Below are 14,664 nucleotides of genomic sequence, written 5' to 3'. Positions count from 1 at the left end.
CGTTACTTGCGCTTGGCCTTGCGGGCTGCGTAGCGCGCGTCGCGCTTGGCCTTCTGCTCGGCTTCGAGGGCAGCCTGCTTTTCGGCGGCTTCCTCGGCCTCGCGCGCAATCCGCGCGGCTTCGGCGGCCCTGGCCTCTTCCTCGAGGCGCTTCTGCTCGGCCTTTTCAGCCTCGCGCGCTGCCTTGGCCTCGGCGCGCTTGGCGGCGAGTGCCTCGCGCTCGGCACGGCGCGCCGCCACTCCCGGATCATCGGGGCCCGGTTGCGACTTGAACTTGTTCAAAAGATTTTTGCGTGCGTCCTGCGCCGCCTTTTGCCGGTCTGCGAAGCCGGGTTCCCTGAATCCACTCATCGACGAGCCTTGTCTTCCTCGCTTTCAATCCTACATCACTGCCTGTTGGTACGTCGGCTGGGCATAGCAGGCACCACGCGACGCAGAAGCGTGTACATCGGCGCGCGTCGCGAAGCCACCCATAATCGCAGCCGATCAGGTAGACGAAAAATCGCCAACCCCCGACGATCTCTCGTAGCCCCGAAAAACTGCCGAATTGTGATGTCCCTCATAAGGGAGCACCCCGGGCGACGCCTAGCGTCCGCCCGATACGCGACGGAGCACGGGCATGACGATCTTTCGACTGAGCCTGAAGGCGCTTGCGCTCACCCTGGTGGTGGCGGCGCTGGTCGGTGCCACGCTGCTGTTTGCGCGTCCGCAACCCATCGAGAATACCGTCTTGGGTGCTGACTGGGAATGCACCCAGACCGCGTTCGTGCTCACGACCTGCGCACCGCGGGCGACCCCGGCGGTCGAGACCTCGCGCAAGGAAGCGATCCGGCCGACCCGGGGTTGAACCGGATCGGCCGATCGGGATGTGACGCCACGTCGCAGAGGTGATAAAGGCGTCTGGCCCGAGCGACCAGGTAGCCATGTCCAAGCCCGAACCGGGCCTGAAGCCCAGATCCTCTCCGAAGTCCCCGTCCGGCGGCAATCGCCGCGGCGCGATCGCGGGGTTGATCATCGCCGTCGTGATCCTGGGCATCGGCTGGTGGCTCGCGCGCGATCTCACTGCCGCCAGCAAGATGCAGGACTGCCTGATGTCAGGGCGGAGCAACTGCAACGTGATCGAGCCGGCCCGCTAGAGGCGCTTCCAGCCGCACCCCCTCGGGACGAAAAATTGCCGTGATCTTAATCATTTGTAACGGGACTTAACCGGCCGCGCAGGTCAGTTATGTCAGCCGGCATCAGCCAGGCGCGAGGCGAATCGTCTATCGCGTCAGGACCACGGCAATTGAGCACGGCGATTGAGAAAGTAGGGGGTCAAGCACGCATGAGTGCGTCCAGCCGCATGAAGATCATCATTCCCTTGGTTTCGGCCATGTCGTTGCTCGCGCTCTCGGCGCAGGCGCAGGAGGCCAGACCGCCGAGAGATGCCGGCCCGCCGCCGGCAGGGCCGGGCGCAGGCGCGCCGCCCCAGACCAATCAGAACGTGCGCAGGGGTCCGCCGCAGCAGGCGGCCCGGCCCGCGCAGCAGCCCGTTGGCCAGCCCCACGCGGGTCCAGGCCCGCACGGCGCCGGCGGCCCGCCGCCGGGACATTATGTCCGCGGTCCCGTACCAACACGCGATTGGGGCGGACACGCCTATCGCGGCAATCGCGCCTGGGATGGCGGTCGCTGGCGCCACGAGGTCCACAACGGTCGCTCCGGCTGGTGGTGGGACGTCGGCGGCGTCTGGTATTATTATCCGCAGCGGATGGACGGGCCGCCCGCCTACGTCTCGGAAGAGTATATCGACGACGTGCCCGTGGCCTACGCACCGCCGCCGCCCCCGGTCGCCTACGCGCCACCACCTCCGCCTCCGCCGCCAGCCGATCCCGGTGCGAGCGCGCTCGGCGGGGCCATTGTCGGCGGCGTGCTGGGCGGCCTGATCTCCGGCAATGCGACCGGCGCCGCCGCAGGCGCCGTCCTCGGCGGCGCGACCGGTGCGATTGCCGGCGCCACCGCCGCATCGCAGCCCGGCTATTACTGGGCGGAGGGCAATTGCTACTACCGCTATCCGAACGGCCAATATGTGATGGCCGATCCGCGGGCATGCCGTTAAGACCCAGGTCGCATTCCGATGTGAAGGAGGCGGGCGCAGGCCCGCCTCTTTTTTGTTTTGGCGCCGATCCAATTGCATCGCGTCCGCGGCCGCGCGCAGACCGCGCCAAGCAGCGACTGATCGCGGCTCAGGAGACGAGCCAGTCCATGAACGCCATCACGCTCCAGACCAGGCCTGCGATCCAGGCCAGCATCACAATGCCGATGGTCGCAAGACGCGCAATGCCGAGCACGTCGGACCTTGGTCGCTGCGTTCGGTCGTCGGCCTTGGCAGCAGCTTCTCGCCTCATGACGGCCACCCATGCCTTCGCGCGCTCCACGGAGCGTCGAGATTCTCTTTAGCGGAGATGCCGGCCGCAGGCTGTGATGCAATTCACAGATTCAACTGGCTGACCACGGCGCGCTGCCTCGTCCGCGACCTGTTCGCGCCAATGAGATTTGCCGCGCACGTCCGAGTGGCCAAGGCGTTACACCGCAATCATACGGACAAAATTGCCATGCGCTTGTCCAGATCGTCCGGCTAGGTTGGCCTCATGTGTAGCAAGTACGATCCGCAGCACGAGGCGGAGGCGGCGATGAAGCGCGCCGCGGCGTCCGAAGGCGCCGACCGGCAAAGACTGATCGAACTGGCGCTGGCATGGCATCAGCTCGCCCGCGATCGGCGCGATGAGCGGGCAGACTGAGCGCGCCCTGCGCATCCGCCCCCGACCTGCTCCGGTACCAACCGCATCCGTTGCACCTGATTCACGAGAAAAACCCCGTGCTCGGGGGACAAGCACGGGGCTCTTCGAGGCCGACCGGGGCTGGTAGGTCGGCACCACTCGATTTCGTGAGATCAAACGTGCAGGTTGTAAGCTCGTTCCGCGATGCTTGGGATTATTGTCGTGCCGCACTCGGTGCGATGCGCCTTGGCGGCTGATCCTGATCCGGCTCGACCACCGCATGATGCCATGCGGAGAGAGGCGACGGCTGCTTCAGTCAGACGCCGCGATCGATGTCTACCGGCTTCGGTCCATGCACATGATCTTGCGGGCATGATCGGTACATGACCGAATGAGGTTTCTGGTCGCTTCCACGCATCCATGCGTGAACGGCAACGACCCTTTGCTGTTGACTCGCCGCTGCGTCCGCAATCGAAGCCTGCACCATTTCAGCGCGTTTTGCGATCTCAACGGGGTTCACGTCCGTGACCGCGTCGATTGCCAAGAAGGACATTGCGGCGAGGGCAATCCCGGATGTGATGGCCATTCTTGTCCATTCGGTTGACGACATCACAAAGCCCTTCCACGTCTCATCTGCATGCCGGATAAGTAGGGCTCTGCTGTCTTCGGGACAGGCCTGCGCACGCGTTCTTGAAGTGCGACAGATTTGTAAAGCGTTGCCCGTCGTTTAGCCTTTGCTCGCGACGCGACCTCGGTCGGCGCTTCGAATCGGGCTTGACGATACGGAGATCGATCTTCGTTGCAGCAGGCTGGCGTTGGACCCAAGGCACTTTCCGAGCGTTGAATAAAACTCGGATTTGCCAAGACGCACATGGAGACCATTCAGGCCTATCTGGAACGCAAGCATGAGGAACTCAGGCTGTTGAATGAATGCCTGAGAAGTCCATTGCCTTTGTCCCCTCCGCAATCGGTCGACGAGGTCATCAAGGCTAAATTCCGGATCACTGCCGCACTGCGCGCCGACCACGAGCTGCGAGACTGGAAGGCGACGGAGACGGCGTGGTCGGCGACGGCGTGTCCTGCAAGCGGACCGTTCAGGTTCACTTACGACTATCAGCGCGCGGATCTCAGGGTGGTCGGTCCGTCATTCTATCAAGACGAGAGCGGCTGCACCGGCCGGGCGGTCTACACCGCCTCGGGCATGGCGGCGATCTCGGCGCTGCTGCTGGCCTCCGCAGCGGTCTTCGACAAGGCCGATATCCTGGTGATGCCAGGCTGCTACGGCGAGACGATCGAGTTGATCGAGCGTCTTGTCCCTCATTTGCGGCTTGTTACCTTGAAGGGACCGCCAGGCGATGCGCTGGCCCGGGCTGTCTCGCGCAGGATCTTGCTGCTGGATTCATGCATCCCGGCCGGCGCGTTCGAGGCGGTCCTTCGCGTTGATGCGTCCGGGCTGGACCTGCTGATCTTCGACACGACCTGTTTTGCCGGCGGATCGGGCCGCATCCGGCGGGCACTCCGATGGGCCCGGCGATGCCGGATTCCCGTCGTGATGGTCCGAAGCCATACCAAGCTGGATTCGCTCGGAGCGGAGTACGGCCGGCTCGGTTCTGCGGTCTTCGTCGACCCCGGCGAGAATGGCTCCGGTTCGTTTTTCGAGCACCTGGCGCGGGAAACAAGCGATGCCGTGCGCCTGCTCGGCGGCGCGGCACTGCCGGCGCACTTTCCGCCCTATGTGGGTACGGCGGCCTATTGGAAGCTGACAAGACGGCGCATCGCGGCGATCTTGCGCAACGGCCGGCGCATGAGCCGATATTTTGCGTCGGAGCTGGCGCCCCTTGCGGCCGAGCTGCACTTCAGCCACGGCCTCTATGTCACGCTCCGTGGCAAGCGCCCGCTCGATGAGGCCAGCGCACGGCGCGCGGCCGAACTGATGAGCCGTGACTTGAGCGGAGAGGGATTTCCGATTCGCCACGCTGGCAGCTTCGGCTTCGACTTCGCCGCAACCGAGTGGTTTCACCACGCGACCACGGATCGCTACAGCGTCCGGGTGGCCGTCCCGGATCTTCCGACGGAGCTCTGGGATGGTCTGACTGCGGCGATTGCCCGTTGGTGGGGGATGCATCAGGCTGATCTGGGCAACGGACGAAGGGGATTTCGTCGTCCCAAGGCGGTATCGCCAGCCAACTTTGACGACGATTTGAAGATTTGAACGTCGAGCCGGCACGGCTTGGCGATCCCGGCAGGACTCGAACCTGCAACCCGCGGAGTAGAAATCCGCTACTCTATCCAGTTGAGCTACGGGACCGTCTTGAGCCGCCCCGGTTTGGGGCCGGCTGTTCATCTACCATGCCAATATGAAAAATCTGGCGTTTCGCCAAGTCTGAACCGAACCGTTTTCCTCGCCCCCGCGACAAAGCGGAACGGTGGCATGTCAGGGTGCCGGGTCGAGCGGCAGCGGACTGGACGATGGATCACATCGCCGGGAACGCTGGCCAGCTTCCGGGACATGGGCGCCGGTCGACTGGCCCGGTATTGCTGCGCCATCAGGACGGCGTGCGCGGCGGTATCTCGACCAGTCTCCTCTGGGCTTGCCTTGCTATGGCGAATGCGACGTTTTGCACCTTTGGTTCCATCGCCATGAGTCCGTCACCTTTCCGCGCACTTCATCGCCGCCGCGGGCGCTCGTCCGCGATTTCCCGGGAGTCCATTATGATCGGTCTGGTTCGCGCCGTCACAATCTGCGCCACGCTGGCATTCGGCCTTGTGGCCGCGCAAGCCGCCGACAAGGCCTTCAAGCGCGACGATCTCGCTGATTCCGCGATCAAGCTGGAGGCGCAGATCAAGAGCGAGGCGGGGCCGGTCGCCAAGACCAGCGCGACGCTGCGCACCGACGCCGACGCCGCCTTCCGGCGCAACGACTATCGCACCGGCCTTTCGGTCCTCGGCCAGATCGCCGCGACCGCGCCCGAGGATGCCGGCAACTGGCTGCGGCTCGCCAAGGTCATTTTCCAGATCTCGCCGAAGAGCTCAAGCGAGCAGACCTTCCTCCTGGAGCGCGCCTCGACCGCCGCCTACATCGCCTACCTGCGCGCCGGCAATCCGGGCGAGGAGGCCGACGCGCTCGCCGTGCTCGGCAAGTCGCTCGCGGAACGGAAGCTGTGGCGGCCGGCGCTGGATGCGCTGCGGCTGTCGCTCGACATGCGCGAGGTCGCCGACGTCCGCGGCCAATATGAGAAGATGCGCGACGAGCACGGCTTCCGGCTGCTCGACTATACCGTGGATTCGGACTCGGCGAGCCCGCGCGCCTGCTTCCAGTTCTCGGAAGAGCTGGCCAAGCGCACCGATTTCGCGCCGTTCCTGGCGCTGGCGGGCCAGGACAAGCCGGCCTTGTCGGCCGAAGGCAAGCAGCTCTGTGTCGACGGGCTGAAGCACGGCGAGCGCTACAACATCAATCTGCGCGCCGGCCTGCCGTCGACGGTGAAGGAGGGGCTGCCGAAATCGGCCGAGTTCAACGTCTATGTGCGCGACCGCAAGCCCTTCGTGCGCTTCACCAGCCGCGCCTATGTGCTGCCCAGGACCGGCCAGCGCGGCATTCCCGTCGTCAGCGTCAACACGCCCGCGGTCAGCATCAACGTCTTCCGGATCGGCGACCGCAATCTGATCAACACGGTGGTCGACAGCGACTTTCAGAAAACGCTGTCGAAATATCAGCTCACCGATCTCGGCGACGAGCGCGGCGTGAAGGTCTGGTCCGGCGAGCTCGCGACCGCGACGACGCTGAACCAGGACGTCACCACGGCATTCCCGGTCGACCAGGCGCTTGGCGAGCTCCAGGCCGGCGTCTACGTGATGACCGCCGCGGCGAAGGGCCCGGGCTCCGACGACGACTACCAGCTCGCCACCCAATGGTTCATCGTCTCCGACCTCGGCGTCACAGCCTATTCCGGCAATGACGGCATCCACGTCTTCGTCAACTCGCTGGCCTCGACCGATCCGGTCGGCAAAGCCGAGGTGCGGCTGGTTGCCCGCAACAACGAGATCCTGGCCACGCGCAAGACCGACGACAGCGGCCACGTGCTGTTCGAGGCCGGTCTCGCGCGCGGCGAGGGCGGCCTGTCGCCGGCCTTGCTCACCGTTACAGGCGAGAAGGCCGACTACGCCTTCCTCAGCCTCAAGTCCTCCGCCTTCGACTTGTCCGATCGCGGCGTTGCGGGCCGTGCAGTGCCGGCGGGCGCCGATGCCTTCGTCTATGCCGAGCGCGGCGTCTACCGCTCCAGCGAGACCGTGTATCTCACGGCGCTGCTGCGTGACGGGCAGGGCAATGCGGTCACCGGCGGACCGCTGACGCTGGTGATCGAGCGTCCCGACGGCGTCGAATTCCGCCGCGCCGTGCTGGCCGACCAGGGCGCTGGCGGCCGCACCCTTGCCGTGCCGCTGAATTCGGCCGTGCCGACCGGGACCTGGCGGGTGCGCGCCTTCACCGATCCGAAGGGCTCGTCAGTCGGAGAGACCACTTTCATGGTCGAGGATTACGTCCCCGATCGGATCGAATTCGACTTGTCTGCCAAGGACAAGCTGATCAAAGCTAACGCTCCAGTGGAGCTTAAGGCGGACGGCCATTTCCTCTACGGTGCGCCGGCCTCCGGCCTCCAGCTCGAAGGCGACATGCTCGTGGCCCCCGCGAGCGAACGTCCGGGCTTTGCCGGCTACCAGTTCGGCGTCGCCGACGAGGAGACCACCTCGAACGAGCGCACGCCGCTGGAGAATCTGCCCGAGGCCGACGCCAATGGCGTTGCGACCTTCCCGGTGACGCTGGACAAGCAGCCGGCCTCGACGCGTCCGCAGGAGGCGCAGATCTTCGTCCGCATGGTCGAGACCGGGGGCCGCGCCGTCGAGCGCAAGCTTGTGCTGCCGGTCGCGCCGGCGACCGCGATGATCGGCATCAAGCCGCTGTTCGGCGACAAGAACGTCGCCGAGGGCGACAAGGCCGAGTTCGAGGTCGTGTTCGTCTCGCCCGAGGGGCAGACGCTTCGCCGCGACGGCCTACGCTACGAGCTCCTGAAAATGGAGTCGCGCTACCAGTGGTATCGCCAGAACAATTATTGGGAATACGAGCCGGTCAAGTCGACCTCGCGTGTCGCCAACGGTGAACTTGCGATCGCCGCCGACAAGCCGTCGCGGATTTCGCTGAGCCCACAACCCGGCCGCTACCGGCTCGACGTGAAGTCCAACGACGCCGACGGCCCGGTGACCTCGGTCCAGTTCGATGTCGGCTGGTATTCGGAGGGCAGCGCCGATACGCCGGATCTGTTGGAGACCTCGATCGACAAGCCGCAATATTCCTCCGGCGACACCATGACGGTGTCGGTCAACGTCCGCAGCGCCGGCAAGCTCACCATCAACGTGCTCGGCGACCGCCTGCTGACGACGCAGACGATCGACGTCAAGGAAGGCACCGCGCAGGTGAAGCTCGCGGTCGGCAAGGACTGGGGCACTGGTGCCTATGTGGTCGCAACGCTCCGCCGTCCGCTCGACGCCGCCGCGCAGCGCATGCCGGGCCGGGCGATCGGGCTGAAATGGTTCGGCATCGACAAGCAGACCCGCACGCTCCAGGTGAAGCTGACGCCGCCGGCGCTGATCCGGCCGAATGCGACGCTGAAAATCCCGGTCAAGCTCGACGGGCTCAATCCGGGTGAGGACGCCAAGGTCGTAATATCGGCGGTCGATGTCGGCATCCTCAACCTCACCAATTACAAGCCGCCGGCGCCGGATGATTACTATCTCGGCCAGCGCCGCCTGACCGCGGAGATCCGCGATCTCTACGGGCAGCTGATCGACGGCATGTCGGGCACGCGCGGCCAGATCAAGTCCGGTGGCGATGCCGGTGCGGCCGAGCTCCAGGGCTCGCCGCCGGCGCAAAAGCCGCTCGCGCTCTATTCCGGCATCGTCACCGTTGGCGCTGACGGCACGGCCGAAGTGAGCTTCGATATTCCGGAGTTCGCCGGCACCGCGCGCGTGATGGCGGTGGCGTGGACCGCGACGAAACTCGGCCGCGCCAACACCGACGTCGTGATCCGCGACCCCGTGGTGCTGACCACGACCCTGCCGCGCTTCCTGCTCAATGGCGACCGCGGCACGGTCAATCTCGAGATCGACAATGTCGAGGGCCAGGCCGGCGACTACGTCATCAACGTGAAGACGGGCGGCCCGGTCAAGATGACCGGCAATCCCGCAACCACGGTCAAGCTCGCCGCCAAGCAGCGCAACTCGTTCTCGCTGGCGCTGGATGCGACCGCAGCCGGGCAGGCGACGCTCGATGTCGACATCAAGGGCCCGAATGGCCTGGCACTCGCGCGCCACTATGCGCTCGACGTCAAGGCGGCGACGCAGGTGCTGGCGCGGCGTTCGATCCGGACGCTTGCCAAGGGCGAGAGCCTGACGCTGACCTCGGACATGTTCTCCGACCTCGTGCCGGGCACCGGCAGCGTCTCGGTCTCGGCGAGCCTGTCGACGGCGCTCGATGCGGCGACGATCCTCAAAGCGCTCGACCGCTATCCCTATGGCTGCTCGGAGCAGATCACCAGCCGCGCCATGCCGCTGCTCTACGTCAATGACCTCGCGGCCGGTGCGCATCTCGCCATGGACACCGAGGTTGACCAGCGCATCCGCGACGCGATCGAGCGTCTCTTGGCGCGCCAGGGCTCGAACGGCTCGTTCGGCCTGTGGTCGGCGGGCGGCGACGATGCCTGGCTCGACGCCTATGTGACGGACTTCCTGACCCGCGCCCGTGAAAAGGGCTTTGCGGTGCCGGACGTCCTGTTCAAGAACGCGCTCGACCGCATCCGCAACTCCGTGGTCAACGGCAACGAGCCGGAGAAGGACGGCGGCCGCGATCTCGCCTATGGGCTGTATGTGCTCGCACGCAATGGCGCAGCGCCGATCGGCGATCTCCGCTACCTCGCCGACACCAAGCTGAGCAATCTCGCGACACCCATCGCGAAGTCGCAGCTCGCGGCGGCGCTGGCGCTGGTCGGTGACCGCAACCGTGCGGAGCGCGTCTATGGCGCCGCGCTCGACAGCCTCGCGCCAAAACCCGTGCTGGAGTTCGGCCGTACCGATTACGGTTCGCAGCTCCGCGATGCCGCAGCACTCGTATCGCTCGCCAGCGAAGGCAATGCGCCGAAGGCGACGCTGACGCAGGCGGTGGCGCGGGTCGAGACCGCGCGCGGGCTGACGCCCTACACCTCCACGCAGGAGAATGCGTGGCTGGTGCTGGCGGCACGGGCGCTGGCGAAAGAAAACCTTTCGATCGAGGTCGACGGCCAGCCGGTCAAGACCGCGCTCTATCGCAGCTACAAGGCGGATACGCTCAGCGGCAAGCCGCTGAAGATCACCAACACCGGCGATGCGCCGGTTCAGGCGGTGGTCTCGGTGTCGGGCTCGCCGGTGACGCCGGAACCGGCCGCATCGAACGGCTTCAAGATCGAGCGCAATTACTTCACGCTCGATGGCAAGCCGGCCGACATCAGCAAGGTCAAGCAGAACCAGCGCTTCGCGGTGGTGTTGAAGATCACCGAGGCGAAGCCGGAGTACGGCCACATCATGGTGTCCGACTATCTCCCGGCCGGCCTCGAGATCGACAATCCGAAGCTGGTGTCGTCGGGCGACAGCGGCACGCTGGACTGGATCGAGGATGGCGAGGAGCCTGAAGACACCGAGTTCCGCGACGACCGCTTCACCGCGGCGGTGGATCGGGCGTCGGACTCCAAGTCGGTCTTTACCGTCGCCTATGTCGTGCGCGCGGTCTCGCCCGGCAAATACGTGCTGCCGCAGGCCTATGTCGAGGACATGTACAATCCCTCGCGCTACGGACGGACCGGCACGGGCAGCGTCGAGGTGCGGGCGGCGAAGTGAGTGATGGATGAGCGAGGCTGAGCGCATTTCTCGTCATTCCGGGATGGTCCGAAGGACCAGACCCGGAATCTCGAGATTCCGGGTTCGGCTCTTCGAGCCGCCCCGGAATGACGGCAGCGGAGCAGGGCGCACGACCATGCGTTCTCTCTCTGCCGGCGCGTTTGCCTTCATCCTCACCATCGTCGGCTTCGTCGCCTGGGTCTATTCGCTCGGTCCGCTCCCTCTCGACGAGGCGCGGCAGGTCTCCACCACAATCGTCGATCGCAACGGCAAGCTGCTGCGCGCCTATGCGATGGCCGACGGGCGCTGGCGATTGCCGGTCGATGCCAGGACGAGCGTCGACCCGACCTATCTCAAGCTGCTGCTGGCCTATGAGGACCAGCGCTTCTACGCCCACGATGGCATCGACCCGCTGGCGCTGGGCCGGGCCGCCTTGCAGCTTGCGACGCGCGGCCACATCGTCTCGGGCGGCTCGACCATCACCATGCAGCTGGCGCGGCTGATGGAGCCGCGGCGACAGCGCTCGCTTTACGCAAAGCTGCGGCAGATGGTGCGCGCAATCGAGCTGGAGCGCAGCTTGAGCAAGGATGAGATCCTCGATCTCTACCTCGCGCTTGCACCCTACGGCGGCAATCTCGAAGGCATCCGCGCGGCCTCGATCGCCTATCTCGGCAAGGAGCCGAAGCGGCTGTCGCTGGCCGAGGCCGCGCTGCTGGTCGCGCTACCGCAATCGCCGGAGACGCGCCGGCTCGACCGCCATCCCGAGGCTGCCCGCATCGCGCGCGATCGCGTGCTCGATCGCATGGTCGGAGAGCATCAGGTCAGCCTCGAGGATGCGAAGCAGGCCAAGGCCGTTCCCATTCCGAAGCTGCGCAAGCCGATGCCGATCCTGGCGCCGCATGCGTCCGACACCGCGCTTTCGGTCGTGAAGGACACGCCGGTCATCAAGCTGACGCTGGATGCGAACTTGCAGAAGGTGCTGGAGCCGCTGGCGCATGACCGCGCCATTGCGCTCGGGCCGAACATTTCGGTCGGCATCATCGTCGTCGACAACGAGAGTGGCGACGTGCTCGCACGCGTCGGCTCTGCCGATTATTTCGACGAGCACCGGGCAGGGCAGGTCGACATGACCCGCGCCATCCGCTCGCCGGGGTCGACACTGAAGCCGTTCATCTATGGACTCGCATTCGAGGACGGCTTCGTGCATCCGGAGAGCCTGATCGACGACCGCCCGGTGCGCTTCGGCTCCTACGCGCCGGAAAATTTCGACATGACGTTCCAGGGCACGGTGCCGGTCCGGAAGGCGCTGCAATTGTCGCTGAACGTGCCGGCGATCGTGCTGCTCGACCGCGTCGGCTCCAGCCGGCTGGCCTCGCGGCTGCGTCAGGCCGGCGGCAATCTCGTGCTGCCCAAGGACGAGGCGCCGGGCCTCGCCATGGGCCTTGGCGGCGTCGGCGTAACGCTCCAGGACCTCACCCAGCTCTATACGGGTTTCGCACGGCTCGGCACCACCAAGCCGCTGCGCGAGGTCATGGCCGCCAAGGATGACCGCGAACCGTTGCGGTTGCTGGATCAGGTTGCGGCCTGGCAGGTCGGCAACGTGCTGCTGGGTACGCCGCCGCCGGAAAATGCCGCTCACAACCGCATCGCGTTCAAGACAGGCACCTCCTACGGCTATCGCGACGCCTGGTCGGTCGGGTTCGACGGCCGCATGACCATTGGCGTCTGGGTCGGCCGGCCCGACGGGGCGCCGGTTCCGGGCCTGATCGGTCGCGTCGCCGCAGCTCCCATCCTGTTCGACGCCTTTGCCCGGACCGGCAAGACGCTGGCCCCGCTGCCGAAGCCGCCAAAGGGAACCCTGGTGGCCAGCAACGCCAAGCTGCCGCTGCCGCTGAAGCGGTTCCGCCCGGTCGGGGAACTGGTGCGGACCGGCGGTGAACAGGCGCTGCACATCCAGTTTCCGCTGAACGGCTCACGGATCGACGTCGATCGCTCGGGCGGGGCAGAGGCGGCCGCCATGCCCGTGAAAGTCGCCGGCGGCGTCCTGCCCATGACCATCATGGTTAACGGCACCGCGCTTGGCGAGATCGACGGCCGTCGCCAGCGCCTGATCGATCCGCCCGGTCCGGGCTTTGCGCGGCTCACCGTCATCGACGCCACTGGCGCCGCGGACACAGTTGTCATTCGAATTCAATGACCCTGCCTTAAGCGGTTGTGGCGATGGCGGTTTCAGCGTAAGCGGAACCAATGGCCGAGACCTATCCAACTCCCCGTTTTGGAGCGCCCCGCGAGTCGAAATCACCCGTGAATCCGGGCAGCGGACTGGTGCGCATGCTCGATATCGTCACGGCCAGTCACGCCCGCGCGGTCGGCTTCATGGTGCTCTGCGCGCTGCTGCTCTTCCTGCCGGGGTTCTTCACCATCCCGCCTGTTGACCGCGATGAGGCGCGCTTCGCCCAGGCCACCAAGCAGATGGTCGAGAGCGGCGACTATGTCGACATCCGCTTCCAGGAGGACGTCCGTTACAAGAAGCCCATCGGCATCTACTGGTTGCAATCGGCCGCGGTTGAAGCCGCCTCGGCACTCAAGCTGCCGAAGGCCGAATTGCGGATCTGGGTCTACCGGGTGCCATCGCTGATCGGGGCAATCGGCGCGGTGTTGATGACCTATTGGGCGGCGCTCGGTTTCGTCACACGGCGCGCCGCTGTTCTGGCTGCGCTCCTGATGTGTGCTTCCGTGCTGCTCGGGGTCGAGGCGCGGCTCGCCAAGACCGACGCGATGCTGCTGTTCTGCGTGGTCGCCGCGATGGGCGCGATGGCGCGGGCCTATCTGTCGTGGCAGCGGGCCGAGGACGAGACGCATCCGCCCTGGAGCTGGCCCGCGATCTTCTGGACCGCACTTGCCGTCGGCATCCTGATCAAGGGCCCGCTGATCCTGATGTTCGCCGGCCTGACCATCGTCGCGCTCGCGATCCTGGACCGCGACGCCTCCTGGCTGTGGAAGCTGCGGCCGCTCTGGGGCCTGATGTGGATGCTGGTGCTGGTGCTGCCCTGGTTCGTCGCGATCTTCTGGCGCGCGGGCGATGCCTTCTTCGCCGATTCCGTCGGCGGCGACATGCTGAGCAAGTTAGGGGCCCAGGAATCCCATGGCGCGCCGCCCGGACTTTACCTGGCGCTGTTCTGGATCACCTTCTGGCCGGGCGCACCGCTCGCGGCGATGGCGGCGCCCGCGGTGTGGCGCGCACGGCGCGAGCCCGGCGCGCAATTCCTGCTGGCCTGGCTGATCCCCTCCTGGATCGTGTTCGAGGCGGTCCTGACCAAGCTGCCGCATTACGTGCTGCCGCTATACCCCGCGATCGCGATCCTCACCGTCGGCGCGCTGGAGCGGCGGGTGCTGTCGCGGTCCTGGCTGATGCGCGGCTCAGCCTGGTGGTTCGCGATTCCCGCGGCCGCTTCGGTCATTGCAGTGGTCGGCGCGGTGATATTGACGCGGCAGCCGGCTTTCGTGGCCTGGCCGTTCATCGCGGCGTCGCTGATCTTCGGCCTGTTCGCCTGGTGGCTCTACGACAACAACCGCGCCGAGCGCTCGCTGCTCAACGCGCTGGTCGCGGCCCTGATGCTGGCGGTGACGGTCTACGGCATCGTGCTGCCGTCGCTGACCCCGCTGTTTCCGAGCATCGAGATCGCACGCGCGCTTCGCAACGTCACCTGTGTCGGGCCGAAGGCGGCTGCTGCCGGCTATCACGAACCGAGCCTGGTCTTTCTGACGGGCACCCAGACGCTGCTCACGGACGGTTCCGGCGCAGCGGACTTCCTCAGGCAAGGAAGCTGCCGTTTTGCGCTGATCGAGCAGCGCTCGGAGCGCAGCTTCGTGCAGCGCGCCGAGGCGATCGGGTTGCGCTACAAGGTCGGCACGCGCATCGACGGCTATAATTTCTCGCAAGGGCGTGCGATCTCGATCTCGATCTTCCGCTCGGAAGGTACCGAGTAGGG

General features: G+C 66.1%; 10 protein-coding genes and 1 tRNA gene. 7 read left to right on the top strand and 4 right to left on the bottom strand.

Annotated features, from left to right (window positions below; genetic code table 11):
* Positions 1 to 2 precede the first annotated feature (2 nt).
* Positions 3 to 350 (bottom strand): DUF6481 family protein, encoded by a 348-nt coding sequence (locus tag GPL20_RS18625; RefSeq protein ID WP_157330952.1) that lies wholly within the window; start codon positions 348 to 350, stop codon positions 3 to 5.
* 268 nt (positions 351 to 618) lie between these two features.
* On the opposite strand from GPL20_RS18625, the gene GPL20_RS18620 reads away from it, so the two are divergent.
* The 3 genes from GPL20_RS18620 (at position 619) to GPL20_RS18610 (ending at position 2,094) form a co-directional block, all read left to right on the top strand.
* The gene (locus tag GPL20_RS18620) at positions 619 to 846 is read left to right on the top strand and encodes a hypothetical protein (protein ID WP_157330951.1); all 228 of its coding nucleotides are present in this window, start codon (positions 619 to 621) and stop codon (positions 844 to 846) included.
* 76 nt (positions 847 to 922) lie between these two features.
* A complete protein-coding gene (locus GPL20_RS18615; protein ID WP_157330950.1) occupies positions 923 to 1,135 on the top strand; it encodes a DUF2273 domain-containing protein in 213 nt (70 codons plus the stop codon).
* Positions 1,136 to 1,323: 188 nt separating this feature from the next.
* Positions 1,324 to 2,094, top strand: a complete 771-nt coding sequence (locus GPL20_RS18610; protein WP_167533096.1) for a hypothetical protein — start codon at positions 1,324 to 1,326, stop codon at positions 2,092 to 2,094.
* Positions 2,095 to 2,221: 127 nt separating this feature from the next.
* Here the strand turns inward: GPL20_RS18610 and GPL20_RS38895 are convergent, their stop codons facing one another.
* Both GPL20_RS38895 and GPL20_RS18605 read right to left on the bottom strand, forming a co-directional pair.
* Positions 2,222 to 2,383 (bottom strand): hypothetical protein, encoded by a 162-nt coding sequence (locus GPL20_RS38895; protein WP_167533095.1) that lies wholly within the window; start codon positions 2,381 to 2,383, stop codon positions 2,222 to 2,224.
* A 688-nt stretch (positions 2,384 to 3,071) separates the two neighbouring features.
* On the bottom strand, positions 3,072 to 3,341 hold the full coding sequence (locus tag GPL20_RS18605) for a hypothetical protein (RefSeq protein WP_246250669.1): 270 nt from the start codon (positions 3,339 to 3,341) through the stop codon (positions 3,072 to 3,074).
* Positions 3,342 to 3,626: 285 nt separating this feature from the next.
* On the opposite strand from GPL20_RS18605, the gene GPL20_RS18600 reads away from it, so the two are divergent.
* Positions 3,627 to 4,967 carry a hypothetical protein gene (locus GPL20_RS18600; RefSeq protein ID WP_246250666.1) on the top strand — a complete coding sequence of 447 codons (1,341 nt, stop codon included), beginning with the start codon at positions 3,627 to 3,629 and terminating at the stop codon, positions 4,965 to 4,967.
* 19 nt (positions 4,968 to 4,986) lie between these two features.
* Here the strand turns inward: GPL20_RS18600 and GPL20_RS18595 are convergent.
* A tRNA-Arg gene (locus tag GPL20_RS18595) sits at positions 4,987 to 5,063 on the bottom strand.
* A 404-nt stretch (positions 5,064 to 5,467) separates the two neighbouring features.
* Here GPL20_RS18595 and GPL20_RS18590 point away from each other — a divergent pair.
* The 3 genes from GPL20_RS18590 (at position 5,468) to GPL20_RS18580 (ending at position 14,662) form a co-directional block, all read left to right on the top strand.
* Positions 5,468 to 10,672 (top strand): alpha-2-macroglobulin family protein, encoded by a 5,205-nt coding sequence (locus tag GPL20_RS18590; RefSeq protein ID WP_157330947.1) that lies wholly within the window; start codon positions 5,468 to 5,470, stop codon positions 10,670 to 10,672.
* 136 nt (positions 10,673 to 10,808) lie between these two features.
* Complete coding sequence (gene pbpC / locus GPL20_RS18585; RefSeq protein ID WP_167533094.1) at positions 10,809 to 12,869, top strand: penicillin-binding protein 1C; 2,061 nt, start codon at positions 10,809 to 10,811, stop codon at positions 12,867 to 12,869.
* Positions 12,870 to 12,919: 50 nt separating this feature from the next.
* Positions 12,920 to 14,662 carry an ArnT family glycosyltransferase gene (locus GPL20_RS18580; protein WP_157330945.1) on the top strand — a complete coding sequence of 581 codons (1,743 nt, stop codon included), beginning with the start codon at positions 12,920 to 12,922 and terminating at the stop codon, positions 14,660 to 14,662.
* Positions 14,663 to 14,664: the final 2 nt, after the last annotated feature.

Origin of the sequence: Bradyrhizobium cajani (assembly GCF_009759665.1) — a bacterium.
Lineage (GTDB): Bacteria > Pseudomonadota > Alphaproteobacteria > Rhizobiales > Xanthobacteraceae > Bradyrhizobium > Bradyrhizobium cajani.
This window is presented reverse-complemented; position numbering and strand designations above follow the sequence as displayed.